Source organism: Escherichia sp. AM3, from assembly GCF_032029835.1.
Classification (GTDB): domain Bacteria; phylum Pseudomonadota; class Gammaproteobacteria; order Enterobacterales; family Enterobacteriaceae; genus Escherichia; species Escherichia coli.
Map to the genome: position 1 here is coordinate 1 of NZ_JAVUPQ010000004.1, position 26,031 is coordinate 26,031.

General features: G+C 52.2%; 24 protein-coding genes, 1 rRNA gene and 1 pseudogene. 9 read left to right on the forward strand and 17 right to left on the reverse strand.

Annotation, left to right across the window (positions count from 1 at the left end; all coding sequences use genetic code 11):
• Both RTW80_RS03000 and gmhB read right to left on the reverse strand, forming a co-directional pair.
• A 16S ribosomal RNA gene (locus RTW80_RS03000) occupies positions 1-170 on the reverse strand; the annotation flags it as partial.
• A 365-nt stretch (positions 171-535) separates the two neighbouring features.
• Positions 536-1,108 (reverse strand): D-glycero-beta-D-manno-heptose 1,7-bisphosphate 7-phosphatase, encoded by a 573-nt coding sequence (gmhB, locus tag RTW80_RS03005; protein WP_001140174.1) that lies wholly within the window; start codon positions 1,106-1,108, stop codon positions 536-538.
• A 187-nt stretch (positions 1,109-1,295) separates the two neighbouring features.
• Between gmhB and metN the strand changes: the two genes are divergently transcribed.
• From metN to RTW80_RS03040, 7 genes and pseudogenes are all read left to right on the forward strand, one after another.
• Positions 1,296-2,327 carry a methionine ABC transporter ATP-binding protein MetN gene (gene metN, locus RTW80_RS03010; RefSeq protein WP_000593994.1) on the forward strand — a complete coding sequence of 344 codons (1,032 nt, stop codon included), beginning with the start codon at positions 1,296-1,298 and terminating at the stop codon, positions 2,325-2,327.
• Positions 2,320-2,973: a methionine ABC transporter permease MetI gene (locus tag RTW80_RS03015; RefSeq protein ID WP_001294600.1), complete on the forward strand. Its 654-nt coding sequence runs from the start codon at positions 2,320-2,322 to the stop codon at positions 2,971-2,973. The genes metN and RTW80_RS03015 overlap by 8 nt, the downstream gene beginning before the upstream one ends.
• Positions 2,974-3,012: 39 nt before the next feature.
• Entirely contained in the window at positions 3,013-3,828 is an 816-nt protein-coding gene (metQ, locus tag RTW80_RS03020; RefSeq protein WP_000874224.1) for a methionine ABC transporter substrate-binding lipoprotein MetQ, read from the forward strand.
• A 117-nt stretch (positions 3,829-3,945) separates the two neighbouring features.
• Entirely contained in the window at positions 3,946-4,350 is a 405-nt protein-coding gene (rcsF, locus tag RTW80_RS03025; RefSeq protein WP_001202329.1) for an Rcs stress response system protein RcsF, read from the forward strand.
• Positions 4,347-5,054: a tRNA (N6-threonylcarbamoyladenosine(37)-N6)-methyltransferase TrmO gene (tsaA, locus tag RTW80_RS03030; protein WP_000094031.1), complete on the forward strand. Its 708-nt coding sequence runs from the start codon at positions 4,347-4,349 to the stop codon at positions 5,052-5,054. Before rcsF ends, tsaA begins: the two co-directional genes overlap by 4 nt.
• A gap of 110 nt (positions 5,055-5,164) precedes the next feature.
• A complete protein-coding gene (gene proS / locus RTW80_RS03035; RefSeq protein WP_001260712.1) occupies positions 5,165-6,883 on the forward strand; it encodes a proline--tRNA ligase in 1,719 nt (572 codons plus the stop codon).
• Positions 6,884-6,936: 53 nt separating this feature from the next.
• A pseudogene (locus RTW80_RS03040) lies at positions 6,937-7,760 on the forward strand (YaeF family permuted papain-like enzyme).
• A 199-nt stretch (positions 7,761-7,959) separates the two neighbouring features.
• Here RTW80_RS03040 and nlpE read toward each other — a convergent pair.
• Genes nlpE through RTW80_RS03055 form a run of 3 tightly spaced genes read right to left on the reverse strand, consistent with a single transcriptional unit; the run spans position 7,960 to position 9,648 of the window.
• A complete protein-coding gene (gene nlpE / locus RTW80_RS03045) occupies positions 7,960-8,670 on the reverse strand; it encodes an envelope stress response activation lipoprotein NlpE (protein WP_000239183.1) in 711 nt (236 codons plus the stop codon).
• A 13-nt stretch (positions 8,671-8,683) separates the two neighbouring features.
• A complete protein-coding gene (gene arfB / locus RTW80_RS03050; protein WP_001741201.1) occupies positions 8,684-9,106 on the reverse strand; it encodes an alternative ribosome rescue aminoacyl-tRNA hydrolase ArfB in 423 nt (140 codons plus the stop codon).
• Entirely contained in the window at positions 9,103-9,648 is a 546-nt protein-coding gene (locus RTW80_RS03055; protein ID WP_001185286.1) for a YaeQ family protein, read from the reverse strand. The genes arfB and RTW80_RS03055 overlap by 4 nt, the downstream gene beginning before the upstream one ends.
• Positions 9,649-9,813: 165 nt before the next feature.
• Between RTW80_RS03055 and RTW80_RS03060 the strand changes: the two genes are divergently transcribed.
• Both RTW80_RS03060 and rof read left to right on the forward strand, forming a co-directional pair.
• Positions 9,814-10,014: a YaeP family protein gene (locus RTW80_RS03060; protein ID WP_000417058.1), complete on the forward strand. Its 201-nt coding sequence runs from the start codon at positions 9,814-9,816 to the stop codon at positions 10,012-10,014.
• Positions 10,001-10,261 carry a Rho-binding antiterminator gene (gene rof / locus RTW80_RS03065; protein ID WP_000062312.1) on the forward strand — a complete coding sequence of 87 codons (261 nt, stop codon included), beginning with the start codon at positions 10,001-10,003 and terminating at the stop codon, positions 10,259-10,261. The genes RTW80_RS03060 and rof overlap by 14 nt, the downstream gene beginning before the upstream one ends.
• 48 nt (positions 10,262-10,309) lie before the next feature.
• On the opposite strand, the gene tilS is transcribed toward rof, so the two are convergent.
• The 12 genes from tilS to bamA form a co-directional block, all read right to left on the reverse strand.
• Positions 10,310-11,608 carry a tRNA lysidine(34) synthetase TilS gene (gene tilS / locus RTW80_RS03070; protein WP_000176582.1) on the reverse strand — a complete coding sequence of 433 codons (1,299 nt, stop codon included), beginning with the start codon at positions 11,606-11,608 and terminating at the stop codon, positions 10,310-10,312.
• A 64-nt stretch (positions 11,609-11,672) separates the two neighbouring features.
• Positions 11,673-12,062: a VOC family protein gene (locus RTW80_RS03075; RefSeq protein WP_000901098.1), complete on the reverse strand. Its 390-nt coding sequence runs from the start codon at positions 12,060-12,062 to the stop codon at positions 11,673-11,675.
• 56 nt (positions 12,063-12,118) lie between these two features.
• A complete protein-coding gene (gene ldcC / locus RTW80_RS03080) occupies positions 12,119-14,260 on the reverse strand; it encodes a lysine decarboxylase LdcC (protein WP_001020950.1) in 2,142 nt (713 codons plus the stop codon).
• 98 nt (positions 14,261-14,358) lie between these two features.
• Positions 14,359-15,318, reverse strand: coding sequence for an acetyl-CoA carboxylase carboxyl transferase subunit alpha (accA, locus tag RTW80_RS03085; RefSeq protein WP_000055746.1), 960 nt, complete (start codon positions 15,316-15,318; stop codon positions 14,359-14,361).
• A gap of 12 nt (positions 15,319-15,330) precedes the next feature.
• Positions 15,331-18,813: a DNA polymerase III subunit alpha gene (gene dnaE, locus RTW80_RS03090; RefSeq protein ID WP_001294774.1), complete on the reverse strand. Its 3,483-nt coding sequence runs from the start codon at positions 18,811-18,813 to the stop codon at positions 15,331-15,333.
• A gap of 36 nt (positions 18,814-18,849) precedes the next feature.
• Entirely contained in the window at positions 18,850-19,446 is a 597-nt protein-coding gene (rnhB, locus tag RTW80_RS03095) for a ribonuclease HII (protein ID WP_000569405.1), read from the reverse strand.
• Entirely contained in the window at positions 19,443-20,591 is a 1,149-nt protein-coding gene (gene lpxB, locus RTW80_RS03100) for a lipid-A-disaccharide synthase (protein ID WP_000139679.1), read from the reverse strand. The genes rnhB and lpxB overlap by 4 nt, the downstream gene beginning before the upstream one ends.
• Entirely contained in the window at positions 20,591-21,379 is a 789-nt protein-coding gene (lpxA, locus tag RTW80_RS03105; protein WP_000565966.1) for an acyl-ACP--UDP-N-acetylglucosamine O-acyltransferase, read from the reverse strand. Before lpxA ends, lpxB begins: the two co-directional genes overlap by 1 nt.
• A gap of 3 nt (positions 21,380-21,382) precedes the next feature.
• Positions 21,383-21,838: a 3-hydroxyacyl-ACP dehydratase FabZ gene (fabZ, locus tag RTW80_RS03110; protein WP_000210739.1), complete on the reverse strand. Its 456-nt coding sequence runs from the start codon at positions 21,836-21,838 to the stop codon at positions 21,383-21,385.
• Positions 21,839-21,942: 104 nt separating this feature from the next.
• Positions 21,943-22,968, reverse strand: coding sequence for a UDP-3-O-(3-hydroxymyristoyl)glucosamine N-acyltransferase (gene lpxD / locus RTW80_RS03115; protein ID WP_001139279.1), 1,026 nt, complete (start codon positions 22,966-22,968; stop codon positions 21,943-21,945).
• A 3-nt stretch (positions 22,969-22,971) separates the two neighbouring features.
• On the reverse strand, positions 22,972-23,457 hold the full coding sequence (gene skp / locus RTW80_RS03120; protein ID WP_000758956.1) for a molecular chaperone Skp: 486 nt from the start codon (positions 23,455-23,457) through the stop codon (positions 22,972-22,974).
• A 121-nt stretch (positions 23,458-23,578) separates the two neighbouring features.
• Entirely contained in the window at positions 23,579-26,011 is a 2,433-nt protein-coding gene (gene bamA / locus RTW80_RS03125; protein WP_001240896.1) for an outer membrane protein assembly factor BamA, read from the reverse strand.
• Positions 26,012-26,031 lie beyond the last annotated feature (20 nt).

A 26,031-nucleotide genomic window follows, 5' to 3' on the forward strand; every position in this document is an offset into this window, starting at 1 on the left:
AGCTACCGTTTCCAGTAGTTATCCCCCTCCATCAGGCAGTTTCCCAGACATTACTCACCCGTCCGCCACTCGTCAGCGAAGCAGCAAGCTGCTTCCTGTTACCGTTCGACTTGCATGTGTTAGGCCTGCCGCCAGCGTTCAATCTGAGCCATGATCAAACTCTTCAATTTAAAAGTTTGATGCTCAAAGAATTAAACTTCGTAATGAATTACGTGTTCACTCTTGAGACTTGGTATTCATTTTTCGTCTTTCGACGTTAAGAATCCGTATCTTCGAGTGCCCACACAGATTGTCTGATAAATTGTTAAAGAGCAGTTGCGACGCGGCTTTCAGCGCACTGTCGCGAGGTGGCGTATATTACGCTTTCCTCTTTCAGAGTCAACCCTGAATTTCAGGATTTTTCTCTTCAACCGAACCGGCTGTTTGTGTGAAGTGATTCACATCCGCCGTGTCGATGGAGGCGCATTATAGGGAGTCGTCTCAGGAAGACAAGTGGAAAAATGCATTTTTATTTCAATCGCTCATCTTTTAATCATTATGCCGGTTTTTGCTGCTTTTTTATCGCTTGCGGCAGGTCTGCCAGGCTATTTAACACCCAATCCGCCGCGTTTTCTGCTTCAGGCGTAATAGGTTTACCCGTACGCACCAGCACTTTTGTTCCCACGTTCGCCGCAGCCGCTGCCTGCATATCTTCTAATTTATCGCCCACCATATAAGAAGCGGCCATATCAATATGCAAATAATCGCGTGCTGACAAAAGCATCCCCGGATGTGGTTTACGGCAGTCGCAGACCTGGCGAAACTCTTCAACACTACCCTGCGGATGATGCGGGCAATAATAGATACCATCCAGATCGACATCTCGGTCCGCCAGCGACCAGTCCATCCACTCGGTCAGCGTTTCAAACTGTGCTTCGGTAAATTTACCGCGAGCAATGCCAGACTGGTTGGTTACTACCACCAGCGCAAAGCCCATTTTTTTTAGCTCGCGCATGGCGTCAATAACACCGTCGATAAATTCAAAGTTGTCGATCTCATGGACATAGCCGTGATCGACATTAATGGTGCCATCACGGTCAAGAAAAATTGCGGGTACGCTCTTCGCCACCTTTTATAGCTCCTTAATAAGGCATGTGACGCTAGTATCGCATGTTTCGACCTGCAAGAAAGTGCTCTTCGCATAAACCTGATTGATTTAGACGTCTGGATGCCTTAACATCCATTTCATTGACGGCGTTGCCCGTTTCAGGCATTCGAAATGCCACGACTAACTTAATGACGATAATAAATAATCAATGATAAAACTTTCGAATATCACCAAAGTGTTCCACCAGGGCACCCGCACCATCCAGGCGTTGAACAACGTCAGCCTGCATGTGCCAGCTGGACAAATTTATGGCGTTATCGGTGCCTCAGGCGCGGGTAAGAGTACGCTTATACGTTGTGTAAACCTGCTGGAGCGCCCAACCGAGGGTAGCGTGCTGGTCGATGGCCAGGAGCTGACCACGCTGTCAGAATCTGAGTTGACCAAAGCTCGCCGCCAGATTGGTATGATTTTCCAGCATTTTAACCTGCTCTCTTCGCGTACTGTTTTTGGCAACGTGGCTCTGCCGCTGGAGCTGGACAACACACCGAAAGACGAGATCAAACGTCGCGTGACGGAATTGCTGTCATTGGTTGGTCTTGGCGATAAGCATGATAGCTACCCGTCGAATCTTTCCGGTGGGCAGAAACAACGTGTGGCGATTGCCCGTGCATTAGCCAGCAATCCCAAAGTATTGCTGTGTGATGAAGCCACCAGCGCGCTGGACCCGGCAACGACACGTTCTATTCTCGAACTGCTGAAAGACATCAACCGCCGTCTGGGTTTGACGATTCTGTTGATCACCCACGAAATGGACGTTGTGAAGCGTATTTGTGATTGCGTGGCGGTCATCAGCAACGGCGAACTGATCGAGCAGGACACGGTAAGTGAAGTGTTCTCACATCCGAAAACGCCGCTGGCGCAGAAGTTTATTCAGTCTACCCTGCATCTGGATATCCCGGAAGATTACCAGGAACGTCTGCAAGCGGAGCCATTCACTGACTGCGTGCCGATGTTGCGTCTGGAGTTTACCGGTCAATCGGTCGATGCCCCACTGCTTTCTGAAACCGCGCGTCGTTTCAACGTCAACAACAACATTATTAGCGCGCAGATGGATTACGCCGGTGGCGTTAAGTTCGGCATCATGCTGACTGAAATGCACGGCACACAACAAGATACGCAAGCCGCCATTGCCTGGCTGCAGGAACACCATGTAAAAGTAGAGGTACTGGGTTATGTCTGAGCCGATGATGTGGCTGCTGGTTCGTGGCGTATGGGAAACGCTGGCAATGACCTTCGTATCCGGATTTTTTGGCTTTGTGATTGGTCTGCCGGTTGGCGTCCTACTTTATGTCACGCGTCCGGGGCAAATTATTGCTAACGCGAAGCTGTATCGTACCGTTTCTGCAATTGTGAACATTTTCCGTTCCATCCCGTTCATTATCTTGCTGGTATGGATGATTCCGTTTACCCGAGTTATTGTCGGTACATCGATTGGTTTGCAGGCAGCGATTGTTCCGTTAACCGTTGGCGCAGCGCCGTTTATTGCCCGTATGGTCGAGAACGCTCTTCTGGAGATCCCAACCGGGTTAATTGAAGCTTCCCGCGCAATGGGTGCCACGCCAATGCAGATCGTCCGTAAAGTGCTGTTACCGGAAGCGTTGCCGGGTCTGGTGAATGCGGCAACTATCACCCTGATTACCCTAGTCGGTTATTCCGCGATGGGTGGTGCAGTCGGTGCCGGTGGTTTAGGTCAGATTGGCTATCAGTATGGCTACATCGGCTACAACGCGACGGTGATGAATACGGTACTGGTATTGCTGGTCATTCTGGTTTATTTAATTCAGTTCGCAGGCGACCGCATCGTCCGGGCTGTCACTCGCAAGTAACGTTCAACACAACATAAATAATTGAAGAAGGAATAAGGTATGGCGTTCAAATTCAAAACCTTTGCGGCAGTGGGAGCCCTGATTGGATCACTGGCACTGGTAGGCTGCGGTCAGGATGAAAAAGATCCAAACCACATTAAAGTCGGCGTGATTGTTGGTGCCGAACAGCAGGTAGCAGAAGTCGCGCAGAAAGTTGCGAAAGACAAATATGGCCTGGACGTTGAGCTGGTAACCTTCAACGACTATGTTCTGCCAAACGAAGCATTGAGCAAAGGCGATATCGACGCCAACGCCTTCCAGCATAAACCGTACCTTGATCAGCAACTGAAAGATCGTGGCTACAAACTGGTCGCAGTAGGCAACACTTTTGTTTATCCGATTGCTGGTTACTCCAAGAAAATCAAATCACTGGATGAACTGCAGGATGGTTCGCAGGTTGCCGTGCCAAACGATCCAACTAATCTTGGTCGTTCACTGCTGCTGCTGCAAAAAGTGGGCTTGATCAAACTGAAAGATGGCGTTGGCCTGCTGCCGACCGTTCTTGATGTTGTTGAGAACCCAAAAAATCTGAAAATTGTTGAGCTGGAAGCACCGCAGCTGCCTCGATCTCTGGACGACGCGCAAATCGCTCTGGCAGTTATCAATACCACCTATGCCAGCCAGATTGGCCTGACTCCAGCGAAAGACGGTATCTTTGTCGAAGATAAAGACTCCCCGTACGTAAACCTGATCGTAACGCGTGAAGATAACAAAGACGCCGAGAACGTGAAGAAATTCGTCCAGGCTTATCAGTCTGATGAAGTTTACGAAGCAGCAAACAAAGTGTTTAACGGCGGCGCTGTTAAAGGCTGGTAATTTTTAGGCTGTTTCCACAATTTGTAATATCATTCAGGACGGGCGCTTGCCCGTCTTGTCATTTTTACAAGCTCCTGATTCAATATTGACGTTTTGATCATACATTGAGGAAATACTATGCGTGCTTTACCGATCTGTTTAGTAGCACTCATGCTAAGCGGCTGTTCCATGTTAAGCAGATCCCCTGTCGAACCCGTTCAAAGCACTGCACCCCAGCCGAAAGCGGAGCCTGCAAAACCGAAAGCGCCGCGCGCCACGCCGGTCCGAATTTATACCAATGCAGAAGAATTAGTCGGCAAACCGTTCCGCGATCTCGGTGAAGTCAGTGGCGACTCTTGCCAGGCCTCTAATCAGGACTCTCCGCCGAGCATTCCAACCGCACGTAAGCGGATGCAAATCAACGCCTCGAAAATGAAAGCCAATGCGGTATTACTGCATAGCTGCGAAGTTACCAGCGGTACGCCAGGCTGCTATCGTCAGGCTGTATGTATCGGCTCTGCGCTTAACATTACGGCGAAATGAGCAGTTTCCAGTTCGAGCAAATAGGCGTTATTCGCTCGCCCTATAAAGAAAAATTCGCCGTTCCGCGCCAGCCAGGTCTGGTAAAAAGCGCCAACGGCGAACTGCATCTCATGGCTCCCTACAACCAGGCCGACGCCGTTCGCGGCCTGGAAGCGTTCAGCCATTTATGGATACTTTTCGTCTTTCATCAAACGATGGAAGGCGGCTGGCGTCCGACTGTGCGTCCGCCTCGTCTTGGCGGTAATGCCAGAATGGGTGTTTTCGCTACGCGCTCTACTTTCCGCCCTAACCCAATTGGTATGTCGCTGGTAGAGCTGAAAGAGGTTGTTTGCCATAAAGACAGCGTGATTCTGAAGCTCGGCAGTCTGGATCTGGTCGATGGTACGCCGGTAGTGGATATCAAACCGTATCTCCCCTTTGCCGAATCGCTTCCCGATGCCAGTGCCAGCTATGCGCAAAGTGCGCCAGCGGCAGAAATGGCGGTGAGTTTTACCGCAGAGGTCGAAAAGCAGCTTTTGACGCTGGAGAAGCGTTATCCGCAGTTAACGCTGTTTATCCGCGAAGTACTGGCGCAGGACCCGCGCCCGGCCTATCGTAAAGGTGAGGAAACGGGCAAAACCTATGCCGTCTGGCTACATGATTTTAACGTTCGCTGGCGCGTCACCGACGCAGGTTTTGAAGTCTTTGCGCTGGAACCGCGTTAAATTCACGCCCTTCTCTTTTGACATTTCTTTTGCACTGGTAAACTAAATCACTTTTTTTGTCCCAGGCTCGCCTTGAGCCTGTTCTACCTTCCAACTGGAACCGTAACAACATGCGTACTAGCCAATACCTGCTCTCCACTCTCAAGGAGACACCTGCCGACGCCGAGGTGATCAGCCATCAGCTGATGCTGCGCGCCGGGATGATCCGCAAGCTGGCCTCCGGGTTATATACCTGGCTGCCGACCGGCGTGCGCGTTCTGAAAAAAGTCGAAAACATCGTGCGTGAAGAGATGAACAACGCCGGTGCAATCGAGGTGTCGATGCCGGTGGTTCAGCCAGCCGATTTGTGGCAAGAGAGTGGTCGTTGGGAACAGTACGGTCCGGAACTGCTGCGTTTTGTTGACCGTGGCGAGCGTCCGTTCGTACTCGGCCCAACTCATGAAGAAGTTATCACTGACCTGATTCGTAACGAGCTTAGCTCTTACAAACAGCTGCCGCTGAACTTCTATCAGATCCAGACCAAGTTCCGCGACGAAGTGCGTCCGCGTTTCGGCGTCATGCGTTCCCGCGAATTCCTGATGAAAGATGCTTACTCTTTCCATACTTCTCAGGAATCCCTGCAGGAAACCTACGATGCAATGTATGCGGCCTACAGCAAAATCTTCAGCCGCATGGGGCTGGATTTCCGCGCCGTACAGGCCGACACCGGTTCTATCGGCGGCAGCGCCTCTCACGAATTCCAGGTGCTGGCGCAGAGCGGTGAAGACGATGTGGTCTTCTCCGACACCTCTGACTATGCAGCGAACATTGAACTGGCAGAAGCTATCGCGCCGAAAGAACCGCGCGCTGCTGCTACCCAGGAAATGACGCTGGTTGATACGCCGAACGCGAAAACCATCGCGGAACTGGTTGAACAGTTCAATCTGCCGATTGAGAAAACGGTTAAGACTCTGCTGGTTAAAGCGGTTGAAGGCAGTAGCTTCCCGCTGGTTGCGCTGCTGGTGCGCGGTGATCACGAGCTGAACGAAGTTAAAGCAGAAAAACTGCCGCAGGTTGCAAGCCCGCTGACTTTCGCGACCGAAGAAGAAATTCGTGCCGTGGTTAAAGCCGGTCCGGGTTCACTGGGTCCGGTAAACATGCCGATTCCGGTGGTGATTGACCGTACCGTTGCGGCGATGAGTGATTTCGCTGCTGGTGCTAACATCGATGGTAAACACTACTTCGGCATCAACTGGGATCGCGATGTCGCTACCCCGGAAGTTGCAGATATCCGTAACGTGGTGGCTGGCGATCCAAGCCCGGATGGCCAGGGTACGCTGCTGATCAAACGTGGTATCGAAGTTGGTCACATCTTCCAGCTGGGTACCAAGTACTCCGAAGCACTGAAAGCCTCCGTACAGGGTGAAGATGGCCGTAACCAAATCCTGACGATGGGTTGCTACGGTATCGGGGTAACGCGTGTGGTAGCTGCGGCGATTGAGCAGAACTACGACGAACGAGGCATCGTATGGCCTGACGCTATCGCGCCGTTCCAGGTGGCGATTCTGCCGATGAACATGCACAAATCCTTCCGCGTACAAGAGCTTGCTGAGAAACTGTACAGCGAACTGCGTGCACAAGGTATCGAAGTGCTGCTGGATGACCGCAAAGAGCGTCCGGGCGTGATGTTTGCTGATATGGAACTGATCGGTATTCCGCACACTATTGTGCTGGGCGACCGTAACCTCGACAACGACGATATCGAATATAAATATCGTCGCAACGGCGAGAAACAGTTAATTAAGACTGGTGACATCGTCGAATATCTGGTGAAACAGATTAAAGGCTGATGCCAGAAAGGGTCCTGAATTTCAGGGCCCTTTTTTTACATGGATTGTATAAAATGGATAAACCAAAGGCGTACTGCCGCCTGTTTCTCCCCAGCTTTCTTTTACTTTCGGCTTGTACCGTTGATATCAGCCAGCCAGACCCATCAGCCACAGCAGTAGATGCCGAGGCAAAAACATGGGCTGTCAAATTCCAGCATCAAAGCTCTTTCACCGAACAATCAATAAAAGAAATAACGGCACCTGATCTCAAACCCGGCGATTTGCTGTTCTCCTCAAGCCTTGGGGTAACCTCATTTGGAATCCGCGTCTTCAGCACTTCCTCTGTGAGTCACGTTGCAATCTTTCTGGGTGATAATAACGTTGCAGAAGCGACAGGCGCTGGCGTCCAGATTGTTTCCCTTAAAAAAGCGATGAAGCATAGTGATAAGCTTTTCGTCTTACGAGTCCCGGATCTTACCCCGCAACAAGCCACAGATATCACCGCGTTTGCCAATAAAATCAAAGATAGCGGTTATAACTATCGCGGCATTGTCGAATTTATTCCCTTTATGGTGACTCGCCAGATGTGCTCACTGAATCCGTTCTCCGAGGATTTTCGCCAAAGTGCGTCAGCGGCCTGGCGAAAGCGCAGTTAAGCAGTGTGGGCGAAGGAGACAAAAAGTCGTGGTTTTGTTCGGAATTTGTCACGGATGCCTTTGCCAAAGCCGGGCATCCACTTACACTGGCGCAATCGGGCTGGATTAGCCCTGCCGATCTGATGCATATGCGTATTGGTGATGTCTCTGCGTTTAAGCCAGAAACGCAGTTACAGTATGTTGGGCACCTGAAGCCTGGGATTTATATCAAGGCGGGTCGCTTTGTTGGTTTGACCCGGTGATAAAGTAAATGCCTTATCCGCCTTAAGGTATGAGGGGGGTTGTAGGCATGATAAGACGCGCCAGCGTCGCATCAGGCGTTGAGCACCATTGCCGGATGCGGCGTAAACGCCTTATCCGGCCTACAAAAAACGTGCAAATTCAAAATGTTGAAATATATCCTTCTGGCCTGTTTTGCGTTTGTTTCTGTCTCAAGACGGGTTACTGCCCCAAACTACTGCAATCCTGGTTGGGGTAAAATTTCCCTGCCGTATCGGGTGCCAATACTTTAGTCGGCGCACCGGTATCCGGATTACCCTCAAGCGTAAAGTGACCTTCTACTGACAGTAACACCGGTTTTTCACTGTGACCGCGCGCAGCCAGGTAGCCACGCTCCAGCTCTGCGTTATTCGCTACCATGAAACGTTTTCCGGTCGCGCAATCAGTGAAGGTCGCCGCATCAGCCATATAAAAATACATGCCTCGCAGGGTCATCGGCGTCATAGGTAAACTGGATTGTGCCGGTTCCAGCGTATAGTTGAACTGCGATTCAATCGGATTGCCTTCACGATCGAGCATCTCCAGCGCATCGCCTTTCGCCCGATAATATGACTTTTCACCTTTGCTGTCGGTTAATACCAACTTGTCAGCGGTTCGCGCCCATGTACCGTAGGAAGCGAAGGAGGAAGGTTCTTCACGCGCGCCCAGATAACGTTCGTTCATCACCCATGTTCCGTCTTTTTCAAGAAACAAAGAGGTTTCGATCCCTTCGCAATCAGCACACGGCAGCACGCCGCGCCAACTTTGCGGCATCGGTTTCAGTTCGGCAGCCTGCGCCGGAGAAAGCGTATCGACTTCGGCCCGATTATTACATCCCATCAGTGTAAAGAGGCTGATTACAGCCATCGCTGTCACTATCGCTTTTTTCACCATCCATTCCTTCTTTTTATTCCCGACCGCTGCGCACTTTGCCGCGCAACGCTTTCACGCTTGATTTTTGTGCTTTCGATACCAACCTACGCTCTTTCGATGCGCGGGTGGGTCGCGTGGGTCGTCGGGCTTTTTGTTCTGTTGTTAAATCTTTAATCACAGCCACCAGCCGGGCCAGAGCTGCTTCGCGGTTCAGTTCCTGGCTGCGGTATTCCTGTGCCTTGATGACAATCACGCCATCACTGCTGATCAAATGATGGCTGGCGGCGAGCAGACGCTCTTTGTAATACTCTGGCAGGCTGGACGCCCGAATGTCAAAACGCAGATGAATGGCCGTTGAGGTCTTATTAACATGCTGCCCGCCCGCGCCCTGCGCACGAATGGCGGTGATTTCATACTCATTATCAGGGATAGCGACATGTCGGGAAATCACAATCATGAAGGTTGTTGCCAGGCGGTTAAGTTCACTTCCAGATTATTCTTATCATCCGATAACCAGATAACGCCATCCTGAATCGTTGCCTGCAGCGTCATGGTACGATCGGCAAAGGCGCTCACTTTCGCCAGCTGCTCGTCGTCCAGATACCAGACGGAAAGATTGGCAAACTGCGCACATTTGCTCTGATTTTGCTGCCACCAGATTTGCGCCGCCCGACTATTATAGGTAAACAGCGCCACTTCTGCGGCCTGGGTGCAGGCTTTCTTAATTCGTCGCTCATCCGGCAGCCCCAGCTCAATCCACAAATCAATGCCCAGGTGATCGTTACGCAGCCACGCTTCCGGCTCATCATCGGCACACAAACCACGGGTAAATTGCAGACGTTCATCGGCATATTTCAGCCACGCCAGCAAGCGCAGCATCATACGCTCCTGGGTTTCTGAAGGATGGCGCGCCAGCGTCAGAGAGGCATCGAGAAACTGGTTACGGTCGAGATCGGCCACATTAACCGTCGCTTTATAAATTGTCGCTTTAAGCGCCATAAGAAAACTCCTTTCGAATCAGGAGGCCATTGTAACGGAATACGTGCAGTTGCGGCGCTGATATTGCAGAAATGAGTGTGGTATAGTCACCTTGCGAAACAGAGTTTATCTTCGTAGGCTTAGACTTGCATCCACGGTTAAGTCAGAGTGCTGACAGGAGGGCATGTGGAAAAATATTGTGAGTTAATACGCAAGCGGTACGCGGAAATCGCCAGCGGAGACTTAGGATACGTTCCGGACGCGCTGGGCTGCGTTTTGAAAGTGCTGAATGAAATGGCTGCCGACGACGCCCTTTCTGAGGCTGTCAGGGAAAAAGCAGCATACGCTGCGGCAAACTTACTGGTGAGCGATTATGTCAATGAATGATACGTATCAACCAATCAATTGTGATGATTACGATAATCTTGAGCTCGCCTGCCAGCATCATTTAATGCTGACACTTGAGCTGAAAGATGGCGAAAAATTGCAGGCAAAAGCCAGCGATTTAGTCTCCCGCAAAAATGTGGAGTATCTGGTCGTCGAGGCCGCTGGCGAAACCCGTGAGCTACGTCTGGATAAAATTACCAGCTTTAGCCACCCGGAAATCGGTACGGTGGTGGTGAGCGAGTCCTGATTGACTTTCGCCGGATGCGACGTTTGATGCGTCTTATCCGGCTTTCACTTAACTAAGCGTTTTCTGCCAGACAAAACTTACGCCATTCTCACCTTCAGCCACACCTTCTTGCGTCACAAATACCCCTGCCGCCGCAATCAGCGTTTCGTCATAAAACAGCAGTGGCGTGGTGTCACGTAGCCACGGCGGCACGCCCAGCTCTTGCCAGATTTTCTTTAGCTTACGTCCGCCGTTGCGACCGACAATATGCAGCAATCCTGGCGCTTTGAAACGCACGCTGACCGCTTCGTCTGCACGCGGAGGGCGAATATCGACTCCCGCAGTAAGCTGTACACTTCCCAGCCCCGCCGGTAATTCCAGCGGTTGTAGCCACGTCTGCCACGGCACAATGGTTTCGCTTTGCCCGGCAACGGATTTAATCCACCACAGTTGCGATTGATAGCGGCGTATTTCAAACGCGCCAAAGCGTAAACAGGGGGAGGCATCTTCCCGCGCCAGCGCCACTTCCTGCCAGATCCGCACCAGCGCGTCGCGGGAAGGCATCGGTGCATTCTGCCCTGCCAGCCAGCGGCGGATAATTGCCGCGCGACGGGCATCACTCATCGCCAGCATTGGCGCAATCTGCAGCGTCCCCTGCGGCGTTTGGCAGTGCGCTAAATCATCTGCCAGCAATTCATCCAGCAGGCTCTCTTGTTCAGCACAAAGTGCGGCGCTGCGAGCCGTTGCTTCGGCAAAATGCGGCCAACGCTGCTGCAATAACGGCACTACACGCAGGCGCAGAAAGTTACGATCGTATGAGTCGTCCTGATTACTTTCGTCTTCAATCCAGCGTAAACCATGCGCTAATGCCCACTGCTCCAGTTCCCCCCGCGTGCGGGCGAGCAACGGGCGGATAAGCCGTGTTCCGGCAAACTCCGAAACTTCCCCCATAGCCGAAAGCCCGGCAGGACCGCTACCGCGTTTTAGCGCCAGCAGAAAAGTTTCACATTGATCGTCGAGATGTTGCGCGGTGACCAGCACTTCACCGGGCAACAAGGTGCGGGCAAATGCCTGATAACGCACCTGCCGCGCCTGGGCCTCAATCCCCAGCCCCTCTTGCGCAAGTTGTACGCGTTCGACCACCAGCGGCACCTGCCACTGTTGGCAGACGTTTTCGCAATGCGTAACCCAGGCATCGGCATTGGCACTTAAACCGTGATGCACATGAATAGCGCGCAGAGTGACGCCCGGATTTTCCGTCCGCCACTGCACCAACTGATGCAGCAGAACGGTGGAGTCAAGCCCGCCGCTAAAGGCCACCAGAATCTGGCGTGAGGTGAGAAGTTGTCTATTGAGCGTGAGTGTCATGATGGTGCGATTTTACAGTAGCAATGCCCGGCACGTTACCGGGCAAATGCGGCGATGACAAGCCTTACTGCTCATACAGTTCCAACGGCAGCCCGTCCGGATCGTTAAAGAAGGTGAAGCGTTTTTGCGTGTATGGATCGACACGGATGGCTTCACACTTCACGTTATGGCTTTCAAGGTGCGCCACTGCCGCATCGATGTCATCAACGCTAAAAGCCAGATGACGCAGGCCGCAAGCTTCCGGTCGGCTGGGGCGCTCCGGCGGGAACGGAAAAGAGAAAAGCTCAATCACATATTGCCCATTAAGCGCCAAATCCCCTTTCCACGAGTCGCGCGCTTCGCGATAGACTTCGCTTTGCAGCGTGAAACCAAGAATATCGCAGTAGAAAGCTTTGCTCACCGCATAATCCGTCGCAATAATCGCAATATGGTGAACCTGTTTTAAACCCAGCATAACGTCTCCTTTATTTGTTAACAGCACGTTACTCGCCCGGAAGCCGCTCTGGCAAGTTATCCCGCCATTTTTAGGACTCGTACGCGGTAAACGCCGTCTTCGTCCTGTTTCGCGCCGTGAATATCCGTTTCAAAACCGGGGTAATGTTGCCCTACGGAACAAAGCATCAGTAGAAAATCGAGTACCGTGCGGCTCTCTTTGGTCAGCATTTCTCCTGGCATCAACAGCGGTACGCCCGGTGGATAAGGCAGGATCATATTTGCCGATACTCTACCGACCAGTTGTTCCAGCGCAATGGTTTCTACTTCACCTTTAATCTGTCTCTGCCATGCCTGATGTGGCGTCATGATCATTTCCGGCAAAGTATCGAATGCCCGCAACATCAAACCGGGAAGATCGTGTTTACGAATCAGCTTATGGATCCCTTGCGCCAGATCCTGAATACGCATATTGCGGTAGAAATCGGGATCTTCAGCATAGAGATCGGGTAGCATATTTTTGATCCGCAGGTTGAGATCGTAAGAGCGTTTAAATTCCGTCAACCCACGCAATAATCCCATTGCTTTGGTTTTATCGATACCAATACTAAAGAGAAACAGCAGGTTATAAGGGCCGGTTTTCTCTACTACGATCCCACGTTCGTCGAGGAATTTTGCCACCAGCGCCGCCGGGATCCCCTCCTCGCTCATATTGCCCTGTTCGTCCATCCCCGGTGTCAAAATAGTGACTTTAACCGGATCGAGAAACATATGATCGGCATCCGCATCGTTAAAGCCGTGCCACTGTTCGCCTGGCGCAACGGGCCAGCATTCGGCTTCATCCACCTGCGGCGGTTGCCAGATATCGAAAAACCAACCGTCAGACTCTTCCCGCAACCGCTGGACCTCTTTGCGAAAATGCAGCGCCCGCTCCACCGAACGGTTAATCAGCCGTTTGCCCGGATTACCACGCAGCATCGCCGCCGCCGTCTCAACCGAAGCAACAATGGGATAACTGGGCGAGGTGGTGGTATGCATCATAAAGGCTTCGTTAAACGCCTCTTCGTCATACTCGCCTTTAATGTGGATCAGCGAAGCCTGCGATAACGCCGCCAGCATTTTGTGGGTCGATTGCGTTTCGAAGATCACTTTTCCCGCAACACGCTCGCCGCTCATACCACTTTTCCCCTGGTAGATCGGATGAAAATGGGTGTACGGCACCCAGGCGGAATCGAAGTGGATCGACGGGACATCCAGCGTCTGTTTGATCCAGTCGGTGTTGTAGAGCAAGCCATCATAGGTGGAGTTGGTAATCACCGCATGAACCGGCCATTGTGCCTGCGTGGTGGCAGCGACTTTCTCTTCGATGCTGTCGCGAGTAAATTCACGGCGCGGGATCCCACCAAGAATCCCCAACGCATTACGCGTCGGTTTCAGCCAGACTGGCACTACATCGTTCATCATCAACAGATGCGCCAGCGATTTATGACAATTGCGGTCGATCAACAGCGTACTGCCGGATGGCGCGGCGTACATACCCACAATTTTGTTCGACGTCGATGTTCCGTTGGTAACGATATAACTCTGTTCCGCGCCAAAAGTCCGCGCGATGTACTCTTCCGCTTCCAGGTGTGGCCCGGTGTGGTCGAGCAACGAACCAAGCTCGGTAACCGAAATAGAGACATCAGCCTTGAGGGTATTCCCGCCGAAAAAATCATAAAACAGACAGCCAACCGGGCTTTTTTGATAGGCGGTACCGCCCATATGCCCCGGCGTACAAAAGGTGTACTTCCGCTCTTTGACGTAGGTAAACAAGGCTTTCGTGAACGGCGGTGTAATGTTATCAAGATATTCGTCGGTGTACTGACGCATACGAATGGCGATATCTTCCGCCTGCCCCAGCGCATATTCAAAAAACCAGAGCGCCATCCGCATATCCTGCACGCTGACATCCATCGTCGAGTGGGTGTTGATGAAGGCATAAAGCGGGAGATATTCATTAAGCTGATTGATATCGCTACATAAATCGAGACTGTACTCATCCCAGTCAAAAATCACGCCGCAAATTCGAGGGTTATGTTCGATAAATTTCAGCAAATCAACGCTGTTTTGTGGCCAGATAATCTGAAAGCCTTGCGCCAGCAGCGCCGACTCCAGTTCTTTGATGGGCTCATCTTTATAAAAGACGCCATGCGGTCCCATAATGGCAATGATGTTCATGTGTTCCTCCTGGAAAATCCTTCCTTAATCATAGCCTGCTCAAACCGTGGCGATAAAAAAGGGCCACCGAAGTGACCCTTTTTCAGAACTTTTGCGAATTACGCGTAACCGTAGCTCATCAGGCGCTGATAACGACGATTTTTTAAATCTTCAGTGCTTAACACGTCGAGATCGGCCAGATCCGCCAACAGTTGCGCTTTCAACGATGCCGCCATCGCTTCCGGGTTACGGTGAGCACCACCCAGCGGTTCTGGGATGATGGAGTCGATCAGTTTTAGTTCTTTCAGACGCGGAGCGATGATACCCATCGCTTCAGCCGCCAGCGGCGCTTTATCAGCGCTCTTCCACAGAATGGACGCACAACCTTCCGGCGAGATAACGGAATAGGTGCTGTATTGCAGCATATTCACTTTATCGCCCACGCCAATCGCCAGCGCGCCGCCAGAACCACCTTCACCGATAACGGTACAAATAGTCGGTACGCTAAGGCGAGACATTTCACGCAGGTTGCGTGCAATGGCTTCAGACTGACCGCGCTCTTCTGCGCCCACGCCCGGATAAGCCCCCGGGGTGTCGATAAAGGTGATGATTGGCATCTTAAAGCGTTCAGCCATTTGCATCAGACGCAGTGCTTTGCGGTAACCTTCTGGCGCTGGCATACCAAAGTTACGGCGAATTTTTTCTTTGGTTTCACGACCTTTTTGATGACCAATGATCATCACCGGACGACCATCGAGACGGGCGATACCACCGACGATAGCTTTATCGTCTGCATACGCGCGGTCGCCAGCCAGTTCGTCAAATTCATCAAATGCCAGGCGAACGTAATCCAGGGTATAAGGACGCTGTGGATGGCGTGCCAGTTGCGCAATCTGCCATGCACCGAGATCGGCGAAGATTTTACGTGTCAGTTCTACGCTTTTTTCACGCAGACGATGCACTTCTTCATCGATGTTAATATCCAGTTTCTCATCCTGACGGCTAACCGCAGTCAGAGAATCGATTTTCGCTTCCAGCTCTGCAATCGGCTGTTCAAAATCAAGGAAATTCAGACTCATAGTATTCCTGTATTAGTCAAACTCCAGTTCCACCTGCTCCGAACCAATGAGGCCACGGAGATCGTTTAATAAACGATCGCTCGGAGAGACACGCCACGTCGCGCCAAAACGCAACCGCGCGCGTGCATCCGCCCTCTGATAGTAGAGATGTACTGGAATTGTCCCAGAGCGGTGGGGTTCCAGAGACTGACGGAGTCGGTTTAAAAGCTGGTCATCAATTTGCCTGTCCGTCAGCGAGATAGCAAGCCCGCGAGCATATTTTTCCCGGGCTTCGTCAATATCCATCACTTCGCGAGCGGTCATTTTAAGCCCACCGCTGAAGTCATCAAAGCTGACCTGTCCGCTGACGATAAGTATGCGGTCTTTTTCCAGCAATTGCTGGTATTTATCCAGGGCGTCAGTAAACAACATCACTTCCAGCCGCCCGGAACGGTCATCCAGCGTGCAGATACCGATACGATTGCCGCGCTTGGTGACCATAACCCGCGCGGCAACAACGAGCCCCGCAGCCGTGATGACTTTACCACGTTCTGTCGGGTGCATGTCTTTCAGCCTTACGCCTCCGACATAACGCTCAATCTCTTTTAAATACTGGTTGATAGGGTGTCCCGTCAGGTACAGACCTAACGTTTCACGTTCCCCATCTAATACCACCTGCTCCGGCCACGGTTGGCAGCTGGCGTAGGATTGTTCAATTTGTTCCGGCTCTTCGGCCAGCACGCCGAACATATCGGCCTGACCGATAGCTTCCGCTTTCGCGTGTTGATCTGCCGCTTTTAACGCATCGCCCAGCGAGTTCATCAGTGCCGCGCGGTGTGGCCCAAGACGGTCAAACGCCCCGGACATAATCAGTTTTTCCAGCACCCGCCGGTTTAACTTTTTGGTGTCGGTTCGGGCGCAGAGATCAAACAGTTCGCGGAAGTAGCCGCCTTTATTACGGGCTTCGATGATGGCCTCAATCGGACCTTCACCGACCCCTTTGATCGCGCCAATACCATACACGATTTCGCCGTCGTCGTTGACGTGGAAATGGTAAAGACCGGAGTTTATATCTGGTGGCAGGATTTTCAGCCCCATCCGCCAGCACTCATCCACCAGGCCCACCACCTTCTCGGTGTTGTCCATATCGGCGGTCATTACCGCCGCCATAAACTCTGCCGGATAGTGCGCTTTCAGCCATAACGTTTGATATGACACCAAAGCATAGGCCGCAGAGTGCGATTTGTTAAATCCGTAACCAGCGAATTTCTCCACCAGGTCGAAGATTTTCATCGCCAGTTCGGCGTTGATTCCGTTCTTTTCTGCACCTTCAGCAAATACAGAACGCTGCTTAGCCATCTCTTCCGGCTTTTTCTTACCCATCGCACGACGCAGCATATCCGCGCCACCGAGGGTATAACCAGAAAGCACCTGCGCAATCTGCATGACCTGTTCCTGATACAGGATGATGCCGTAGGTTGGCTCCAGTACCGGTTTCAGGCTTTCATGCTGCCACTGTACGTCCGGATAGGAGATCTCTTCGCGACCATGTTTACGGTCGATAAAGTTATCCACCATCCCTGATTGCAACGGACCAGGGCGGAACAGTGCCACCAGTGCGATCATATCTTCGAAGCAGTCAGGTTGCAGACGCTTGATCAGGTCCTTCATGCCGCGCGATTCAAGCTGGAATACCGCCGTGGTTTCCGAGCGTTGCAGCATGTCGAAGCTTTTCTTGTCATCCAGCGGGATCGCGGCGATATCCAGCGGCGGCTCGCCATTCTTCGCCCGCCGCTTGTTGATCATCTCCAGCGCCCAGTTGATGATGGTGAGCGTACGCAAACCAAGGAAGTCGAACTTCACCAGTCCGGCGTATTCAACGTCGCTTTTATCAAACTGGGTGACCGGATGTTTGCCCTCTTCATCGCAATAAAGCGGCGCAAAATCGGTAATTTTGGTCGGCGCGATAACCACCCCACCGGCGTGCTTACCGGCGTTACGGGTGACCCCTTCCAGTTTGCGCGCCATGTCGATCAGCGCCTTAACTTCTTCATCCGCTTCGTAGATTTCCGGCAGCTGCGGCTCGGCTTCAAACGCTTTCGCCAGCGTCATGCCAGGATCGGGCGGGATCAGTTTCGAGATACGGTCGACAAAGCCGTACGGATGCCCCAGCACGCGGCCTACGTCGCGGATCACCGCTTTCGCCGCCATCGTACCGAAGGTGATAATCTGCGATACCGCATCACGACCGTACATGTCCGCTACGTGCTCGATAACCTGGTCGCGTTTCTCCATACAGAAGTCAACGTCGAAGTCAGGCATGGAGACACGTTCCGGGTTAAGGAAACGTTCGAACAGCAGGTCAAATTCCAGCGGATCGAGGTCGGTGATTTTCAGCGCGTAGGCCACCAGTGACCCTGCACCAGAACCACGGCCCGGCCCTACCGGTACGCCGTTATCTTTCGACCACTGGATAAATTCCATAACGATGAGGAAGTAGCCCGGGAAGCCCATCTGATTGATAACCTGAAGTTCAGTCTCCAGACGTTCGTCATATTCCGGGCGGCGCTTAACACGTTCTTCCTCGTCAGGGAATAAAAAGGCCAGACGCTCTTCCAGGCCCTCTTTTGCACGCTTGACCAGATAATCTTCGGTGCTCATGTCCCCGGTCGGGAACTGCGGCAGGAAGTATTCACCAAGACGCACAGTTACGTTACAGCGTTTGGCGATCTCAACGGTGTTGGCAAGGGCTTCTGGGATGTCGGCAAACAGCTCGCACATCTCCTCTTCGCTACGCATATATTGCTGCGGCGAATAGTTACGCGGGCGTTTAGGATCGTCGAGGGTAAAGCCGTCGTGGATCGCGACGCGGATTTCGTGTGCGTCAAAGTCGCTGCTGTCGATAAAGCGCACGTCGTTGGTCGCCACGACGGGCAAACCGCGCGCTTCCGCCAGTTCCACCGCCGCGTGCAAATAGCTTTCTTCATCCGGCCTGCCGGTGCGGATCAGCTCGAGAAAATAGCGATCCGGGAAGTGTTCTTCATAAAACGCGACACACTCATCTACCAGCGCGCTGTTACCACGCAAAAGACTGCGTCCGACGTCGCCCATGCGCCCGCCGGAAAGAAGGATCAACCCTTCGTTTAATTCGATAAGCCAGTCGCGATCGATGATCGGCCCGGCGGCACCGTACCCGCGCTGATACGCTTTTGAGATCAGCAACGTCAGATTCTGATAGCCGGTATTGTTCGCCGCCAGTACCGTCAGGTGGGTTAACTCATCACCCAGCAGGTCGCACTGGACATTAAAATCTGCCCCGACGATAGGCTTAATCCCTGCGCCATGTCCCGCTCCGTAGAACTTCACCAGACCGCAAAGGTTGGTGAAATCGGTGATCGCCAGTGCTGGCATACCCAACGCCGCCGCCTTTTTTACCAGCGGTGCGGTTTTGGCCAGGCCATCGATCATCGAGTAGTCGCTGTGCACCCGCAGGTGTACGAAACGTGGTTCAGACATCTTCAGATTCCGGTTTACTTAATCTCGACACAAGAATCAGGACGCAAGTCCCAGTGCGCGTTTGACAGGCCCAAAGCTGCGACGATGATGTTCAGTCGCGCCATATTCAGCCAGTTTTTCCAGATGAAAAGCGGTTGGATACCCTTTATGTTGGGCAAAACCATATTGCGGGAAAACAATATCCAGCGCCGCCATTTCGGCGTCGCGCGTCACTTTCGCCAGGATAGACGCGGCACTGATTTCCGGTACGCGGCTATCGCCTTTCACCACTGCCATCGAAGGCATCGGTAATTTCGGGCAGCGGTTACCATCAATCAACACATATTCCGGCGCAATATGCAGCCCAGCGACGGCTCGCTGCATCGCCAGCATGGTCGCATGAAGAATGTTCAGCTCGTCGATTTCGTAGGGTTCCGCGCGGCCCAGACTCCAGCTCAACGCTTTCTCTTTGATCTCTTCACAGAGCGCCAGACGACGTTTTTCGCTCAGCTTTTTGGAATCATTCAGCCCGGCAATCGGGCGCGCCGGGTCGAGAATCACCGCAGCGGTGACGACCGCGCCAACTAACGGCCCGCGTCCGACTTCATCCACACCCGCAACCAGGTGCGTGTGCGGATAAACAAATTCGATCATTGTGCTAACTCCAGAACGGCTTGTGCCGCCTGCTCATCGGCATTGCAGCGGATCTGCTGATGCAGTTCACGGAAGGTATCGTGCATCGCGTGGCTGGTTTTCCCGTTCGCCAACAGCGGTAACAGCGCCGCAGCCAGTTTTTGCGGCTCACACTCTTCCTGCAATAACTCTTTGACTAACTCTCTGCCCGCCAGCAGATTTGGCAGCGAGACATAATCAGTTTTCACCAGCCGCTTCGCCAACCAGAAGGTAAAAGGCTTCATGCGATATCCCACCACCATCGGGCATTTCGCCAGCATACACTCCAGGGCTGCCGTCCCCGACGCCAGTAGTGCCGCATCGCTGGCGACCATCGCCTCACGGCCCATTCCATCCAGCAAATGAACCGACAGGTCTGGCGCGACTTCAGCTTTGATGCGTTCAAACTGCTCGCGGCGTTTGGCATTCACCAGCGGCACCACGATTTCGAGATCCGGATATGTCTGGCGCAAAAGCTGGGCAGTTTTCAGGAAATCGGCACTAAGCATTTCGACTTCTGCACCACGGCTGCCCGGCAACAATGCCAGACAGTGGGCATCGTAAGGGATCCCCAGCACATCACGGGCACCATTTTTATCTGGATCTAACGGCATGGCATCAGCCATGGTATGACCGATAAAGCGGCACGGTACATTGTATTTGTCATAAAACGCTTTTTCGAAAGGCAGAAATGCGAGCACCAGATCGGTGGCTCTGCCTATTTTGAAAACGCGTTTCTGTCGCCACGCCCAGACGGATGGACTGACGTAATGAATGGTTTTGATACCCTGCTTTTTGAGGTTACCTTCAAGAGTAATATTGAAGTCGGGCGCATCAATACCAACAAAAACATCTGGCTTCAGTTCGCCAAAACGCTTTGTCAGATCGGCACGAATATGCAGTAAGCGACGCAGACGACCGAGCACTTCAACAATGCCCATCACCGCCAGTTCTTCCATTTCGTACCAGGCTTCGCAGCCTTCAGCCTGCATTCGTGGCCCGGCAACGCCAACAAAGCGGGCGTTGGGCACACGTTCTTTCAGAGCGCGGATTAAACCGGCCCCCAGGATATCGCCGGAGGTTTCTCCGGCGACCAGGGCAATCGTTAATGGACGCTGTTCAGTCATTAACGAATCAGACCGCGCGTTGAGCGTGCAAAGAAATCGGTAAAAGCTTTCACTTCCGGATACGTTTCCGCCAGTTCAGCAATTTCCGGTTTCACTTCATCGAGCGTTTTACCGCTGCGATAAATCAGCTTATACGCATTGCGGATAGCGGTAATCGCCTCGCGGCTGAATCCGCGGCGCTTCAGCCCTTCGATATTGACACCGAACGGCGTTGCGTGGTTACCCTGCGCAATGACATAAGGAGGGACGTCCTGCGCCACACCGGAGCAACCGCCAACCATCACATGCGCACCAATGATGCAGAACTGATGGACTGCGGTCATGCCGCCGATGATCGCGAAGTCGTCTACCGATACGTGACCCGCCAGCGTTGCGTTGTTGGCGAGAATACAGCGGTTACCTACCGTACAATCGTGCGCAATGTGCGCGTTGATCATCAGTAAGTTGTCGCTGCCCACCTTCGTCAATCCACCGCCCTGGACTGTGCCACGATGAATGGTGACGCTTTCGCGAATGCGGTTACGATCGCCGATTTCCACACGGGTCGGTTCGCCAGCATATTTCAGATCCTGGTTAACTTCACCGATGGAGGCGAACTGATAAATCTCATTATCGCGGCCAATTTTAGTATGGCCATTCACGACAACGTGAGATTTCAGTACGGTACCCTCACCAATTTCGACATGGGGTCCAACGATACAAAAAGGACCAATGTGTGCGTTCGCGCCAATCGACGCGCCCTCTTCCACAATGGCGGTTGGATGCACAAAGGCGGATTTATCAATCACGTATCAGGCCTCCCGGCTACGAGCACACATCATCGTTGCTTCGCAAACTACTTTACCGTCGACCAGAGCAACCCCTTTAAAACGGGTCAGGCCGCGGCGCGTTTTTTCGAAAGTGACTTCCATGATCATTTGATCGCCAGGCACGACCGGGCGCTTGAAGCGCGCTTCGTCAATACCAGCGAAATAGTACAGCTCACCCGGTTCCAGTTTTCCTACGCTTTTAAACGCCAGAATACCTGTTGCCTGTGCCATTGCTTCCAGAATCAGCACACCCGGGAAAATCGGTTTTCCAGGGAAATGGCCCTGGAAGAATGGCTCATTGACAGAGACATTTTTTACTGCGCGCAGAAAACGACCTTCTTCAAAATCCAGCACGCGATCCACCAGTAAGAAAGGGAAACGGTGCGGCAGAAGTTCTAAAATCTCTTCAATCTGCAGAGTATGAGTGTTAGTAGTCAAGATACTCTTCCTGTCAAAATATAAGAAACGACAATAATAACACGGCCTGCCGCAATCGTAAGAATGAGACAGGCCGTAAAGTTTGGCGAACAAAAGATGGAACGTTAGTCTTGTTGATTAACCTTGCGCTCAAGCGATTTCAGACGCTTGCTCATGTCATCAATGTTCATCACCAGTGCAGCGGTTTTGCGCCAGACTTTGTTGGGTTGCAGCGGAATGCCTGAGGAATAGACGCCTGGTTCAGTGATGGGACGCATCACCATACCCATGCCCGTAACCGTCACTTTGTCGCATATTTCCATATGCCCGTTGATTACGCTGGCTCCGCCGATCATGCAGTAACGACCAATTTTCAGGCTGCCCGCCATAATGACGCCACCGGCAACCGCCGTATTGTCGCCAATCACGACGTTATGTGCAATCTGGCACTGGTTATCAATGATCACGCCATTGCCAATAATAGTGTCATCCAGCGCGCCGCGATCGATGGTTGTGCAGGCACCGATCTCCACGCGATCGCCAATAATTACGCGACCAATCTGTGGGATCTTCACCCAGTTACCACGATCGTTGGCATAACCAAAGCCGTCTGCGCCTACCACTGTTCCGGACTGGATCAGGCAATTCTGACCGATCTGGATCTCATGGTAAATGGTTACGTTCGCCCAGAGACGCGAACCTGCACCGATTTTGCTGTTTTTACCTACGAAGCAACCGGCACCGATAATCACGTTATCGCCCAGTTCAACGCCGGACTCAATCACCGCGTTAGCGCCAATCGATACGTTGTTACCCAGCTTCGCCGTCGCGTCGATCACCGCACTGGGTGCAATGTTCTGCGCGGGCTGCGGCGTGGTATCTAAAATTTGCGCCATGCGCGCGTAAGTCAGGTAGGGATTCTTCACTACCAGCGCGGCACTTTTCGCGAAAGGAAGATCGTCCTGGGTCATGACAACCGCGGACGCCTGGCACAAGCCTAAATGCTCACGGTATTTTGGGTTAACCATGAACGTAATGTGACCTGTTTGTGCAGATTGCATGGACGCAACGCCGGTGATGACGATATCGCCATCACCGTGTAGTTCTGCATCCAACTGCTGCGCTAAATCAGCCAGTCGAATTGAAGGCATTACTTATTTAACCTGTTTCAGTACGTCGGCAGTGATGTCTTTTACATCGCTGCTGTTGTAAGCAACGGCGTTTGCATCAACAACCAGATCGATATCCTGGCTGTTGGCAACGGATTTCACAGCAGTCTGGATACGAGTAACCAGTTTGCCGCGTTCTTCGTTGGAACGACGTGCGCGATCCTGCTCAAAAGCCTGCGCTTTCTGAGCAAAAGTCTGGCGCTGAGCCATCACGTCTTTTTCCAGCTTAGTGCGATCGCTGCCCGCTTTCATTGACTGCAGCTTTTTCATTTTAGCCTGCAGATCGGTTTCCATACGCTGCAGTTCGCTGGCACGGCCTTTGAACTCATTTTCCAGCGTGTTAGAAACACCGGTTTTCTGCGCTACCTGCTGGAACAGGCTGCCCATATTGACGATTGCAATTTTGTCAGCCGCCTGAGCAGAAGTTGCCAGTGCTAAACCGAGACCTGCAGCTAATAACCACTTTTTCACAATAAACTCCTTACCATCCCATTTGCACCGGAGGGTGCAGTTCTTTGCGTGGCCCGGCGATCTTATATTGATCGCCTAAAGTCATCGCTACACTACCACTACATTCCTTTGTGGAGAACACTTACCAGGTTTTACCGATGTTAAACTGGAACTGTTCTGCCTTGTCTCCATCGTACTTTTTGAACGGCTGGGCGTAGGAGAACACCAACGGCCCCAATGGGGACATCCATTGTAATGCGATACCCGCAGACATACGGATATTGCTTGGATCACTATAGTCCGGATATCCAGAATATTGGCTGGAATCCCAGTTTGTATCCCAAACGGTACCCATATCCCAGAAGAAGGAAGTACGAACCGAGTTAGCATACTTGTCGCTAATGAACGGCGTCGGGGTGATGAACTCGAGGCTGGCAACCGCCATAGCGTTACCGCCTACAGCATCATCCGATTTACACAGGTCTTTCGCGCCGTCCTGAGTCGCACATTCGTAATCATAGTCCGGATCATAATTACTGGCCTGATGCGGGAAGTAAACTGCTTTCGGACCAATGGTATTGGACTGGAAGCCACGCACGGTGCTGGAACCACCGGCATAGAAGTTCTCGTAGAACGGCATCTCTTTGCCGCCTAAACCATCACCATAACCCCAGCGGGTACGCCCCAGAACAACCCATTTGTGATCGTCATCGATCGGCACATAAGTCGCCGTGTCTAACGTCACTTTGTAGTATTCGTTATCCGATCCAGGAATGGTCACTTTACCGGTCAGGTTGACACGTGAACCATCTGTCGGGAAGTAACCACGGTCAAGCTTGTTATAGGTCCAACCATAGTTGAACGTGAAGTCGTCCGTTTTGAAGCTGTTATCCTGATCAGAGGTGCTCGGATGTTCACCCATAGAGTACAGATAACGCCACATCGCAACCTGAGGCTGCATGTTGGACAGGGAGTTATGTACATAACCCAGACCTGCACGCAGCGAGTTATATTCGTTAATCGGGAAGCCCAACGTCACGTCTGTACCATAACTCTTGTTGGTATAGTCGGACAGGTCGGCATCATCTGCCTGGAAGTCATTATAGAAGAGACGACCACCGAGGCTTACGCCATCTACGGTGAAGTACGGGTTGGTTACCGACAGTTCAGCATAGGTCTGGTAATCGTTTTTGGTCCCGTTGATACCAACAGCATAACCTGTACCTAACCAGTTATCCTGTTGCACACCAGCCTGGAAGCTCACGCCACTTTCAGTACCGTAACCAATACCAAAGTTGAAGCTACCGGTGTTGCGCTCTTTTACCTTGTAGACTACATCAACCTGGTCCGGGCTACCCGGAACACGTTGGGTATCGGTATCGACAGTTTCAAAGAAGCCCAGACGATTCAGACGCTCCTTACCCTGATCGACCAGATCGCTCCCCAGCCATGCACCTTCCATCTGACGCATTTCGCGACGCAGGACGGCATCTTTCGAGGTATCGTTACCTTCAAAACGGATCTTACGCACGTAGAAACGGTTACCCGCATCAACGTTCACGCGTAATTTAACGGTTTTGTCGGCATCGTTAATTTCAGGCATCGACTGTACGCGCGGATAGGCATAACCATAGCGACCGAGAAGCTTTTTAATGTCATCTTCCATCTTGGTCACTTTGGTGCCGTTATACAGCTCGCCCGGCTCGATCTTAGTCAGCTGCTCAATTTCAGCGGAGTGCCCGGCAAGATTGCCGCTCACTTCAACGCCAGAAAGCTTGTACTGATCGCCTTCGGTGATGTTCACCGTGACGTAAATACCTTTTTTATCTGGCGTCAGACTGACCTGGGTAGAGTCGATGTTGAAACGGGCATAACCGCGATCCAGATAGTAGCTGCGCAGGGTTTCAAGGTCGCCCGCCAGTTTCTGTTTCTGGTATTTACGATCGCCTACCACGTTCCACCACGGCACTTCGTCACGCAGTTGGAAATGAGAGATCAGTTCGTCGGTGGTGAAAGCATGGTTACCAACAATGTTAATTTGCTGGATTTCAGCTGACACACCTTCCTGGAACACCAGTTTTAGGTCAACACGGTTGCGCGGCAGCGGGGTCACGACAGCTTTAACGCTGGCGCTATATTTACCGACGCTGTAGTAGAAGTCTTCCAGACCTTTCTCGATATCGGCAATGGTGGTGCGATCAAGGGATTCGCCCACACGCACACCAGAAGCCTCGAGGTTTTGCTTCAGCATGTCATCTTTCACCGATTTGTTACCGGAGAAAGTAATGCTGGCAATGGTCGGACGTTCTTTTACCTGAACCAGAAGGGTATCACCATCACGAAGGACGCGAACATCCTCAAAGTTGCCGGTAGCAAACAGAGCGCGAATGGTATTACTGATATCTTCATCATTAACCGTGTCGCCTGTGCGCACCGGCATACTGAGGAGGGCCGCACCAACGGCGACACGCTGAAGGCCTTCGAAATGAATATCTTTCACTACGAACCCTTCAGCACCGTATACGGTGGCGCTGCTAAACAGCAGCGACGCTATGAGCAACTTTTTCATCGCCATCGTTATTATGCGTTCTTCCT

Coding starts and splice junctions, on each gene's coding strand:
- rnhB (WP_000569405.1), bottom strand. CDS start 19,446: ATGATCGAATTTGTTTATCCGCACACGCACCTGGTTGCGGGTGTGGAT.
- accA (WP_000055746.1), bottom strand. CDS start 15,318: ATGAGTCTGAATTTCCTTGATTTTGAACAGCCGATTGCAGAGCTGGAA.
- rof (WP_000062312.1), top strand. CDS start 10,001: ATGTCAATGAATGATACGTATCAACCAATCAATTGTGATGATTACGAT.
- RTW80_RS03055 (WP_001185286.1), bottom strand. CDS start 9,648: ATGGCGCTTAAAGCGACAATTTATAAAGCGACGGTTAATGTGGCCGAT.
- proS (WP_001260712.1), top strand. CDS start 5,165: ATGCGTACTAGCCAATACCTGCTCTCCACTCTCAAGGAGACACCTGCC.
- RTW80_RS03075 (WP_000901098.1), bottom strand. CDS start 12,062: ATGCTGGGTTTAAAACAGGTTCACCATATTGCGATTATTGCGACGGAT.
- metQ (WP_000874224.1), top strand. CDS start 3,013: ATGGCGTTCAAATTCAAAACCTTTGCGGCAGTGGGAGCCCTGATTGGA.
- RTW80_RS03015 (WP_001294600.1), top strand. CDS start 2,320: ATGTCTGAGCCGATGATGTGGCTGCTGGTTCGTGGCGTATGGGAAACG.
- arfB (WP_001741201.1), bottom strand. CDS start 9,106: ATGATTGTGATTTCCCGACATGTCGCTATCCCTGATAATGAGTATGAA.
- tsaA (WP_000094031.1), top strand. CDS start 4,347: ATGAGCAGTTTCCAGTTCGAGCAAATAGGCGTTATTCGCTCGCCCTAT.
- tilS (WP_000176582.1), bottom strand. CDS start 11,608: ATGACACTCACGCTCAATAGACAACTTCTCACCTCACGCCAGATTCTG.
- bamA (WP_001240896.1), bottom strand. CDS start 26,011: ATGGCGATGAAAAAGTTGCTCATAGCGTCGCTGCTGTTTAGCAGCGCC.
- metN (WP_000593994.1), top strand. CDS start 1,296: ATGATAAAACTTTCGAATATCACCAAAGTGTTCCACCAGGGCACCCGC.
- lpxB (WP_000139679.1), bottom strand. CDS start 20,591: ATGACTGAACAGCGTCCATTAACGATTGCCCTGGTCGCCGGAGAAACC.
- lpxD (WP_001139279.1), bottom strand. CDS start 22,968: ATGCCTTCAATTCGACTGGCTGATTTAGCGCAGCAGTTGGATGCAGAA.
- nlpE (WP_000239183.1), bottom strand. CDS start 8,670: ATGGTGAAAAAAGCGATAGTGACAGCGATGGCTGTAATCAGCCTCTTT.
- ldcC (WP_001020950.1), bottom strand. CDS start 14,260: ATGAACATCATTGCCATTATGGGACCGCATGGCGTCTTTTATAAAGAT.
- rcsF (WP_001202329.1), top strand. CDS start 3,946: ATGCGTGCTTTACCGATCTGTTTAGTAGCACTCATGCTAAGCGGCTGT.
- dnaE (WP_001294774.1), bottom strand. CDS start 18,813: ATGTCTGAACCACGTTTCGTACACCTGCGGGTGCACAGCGACTACTCG.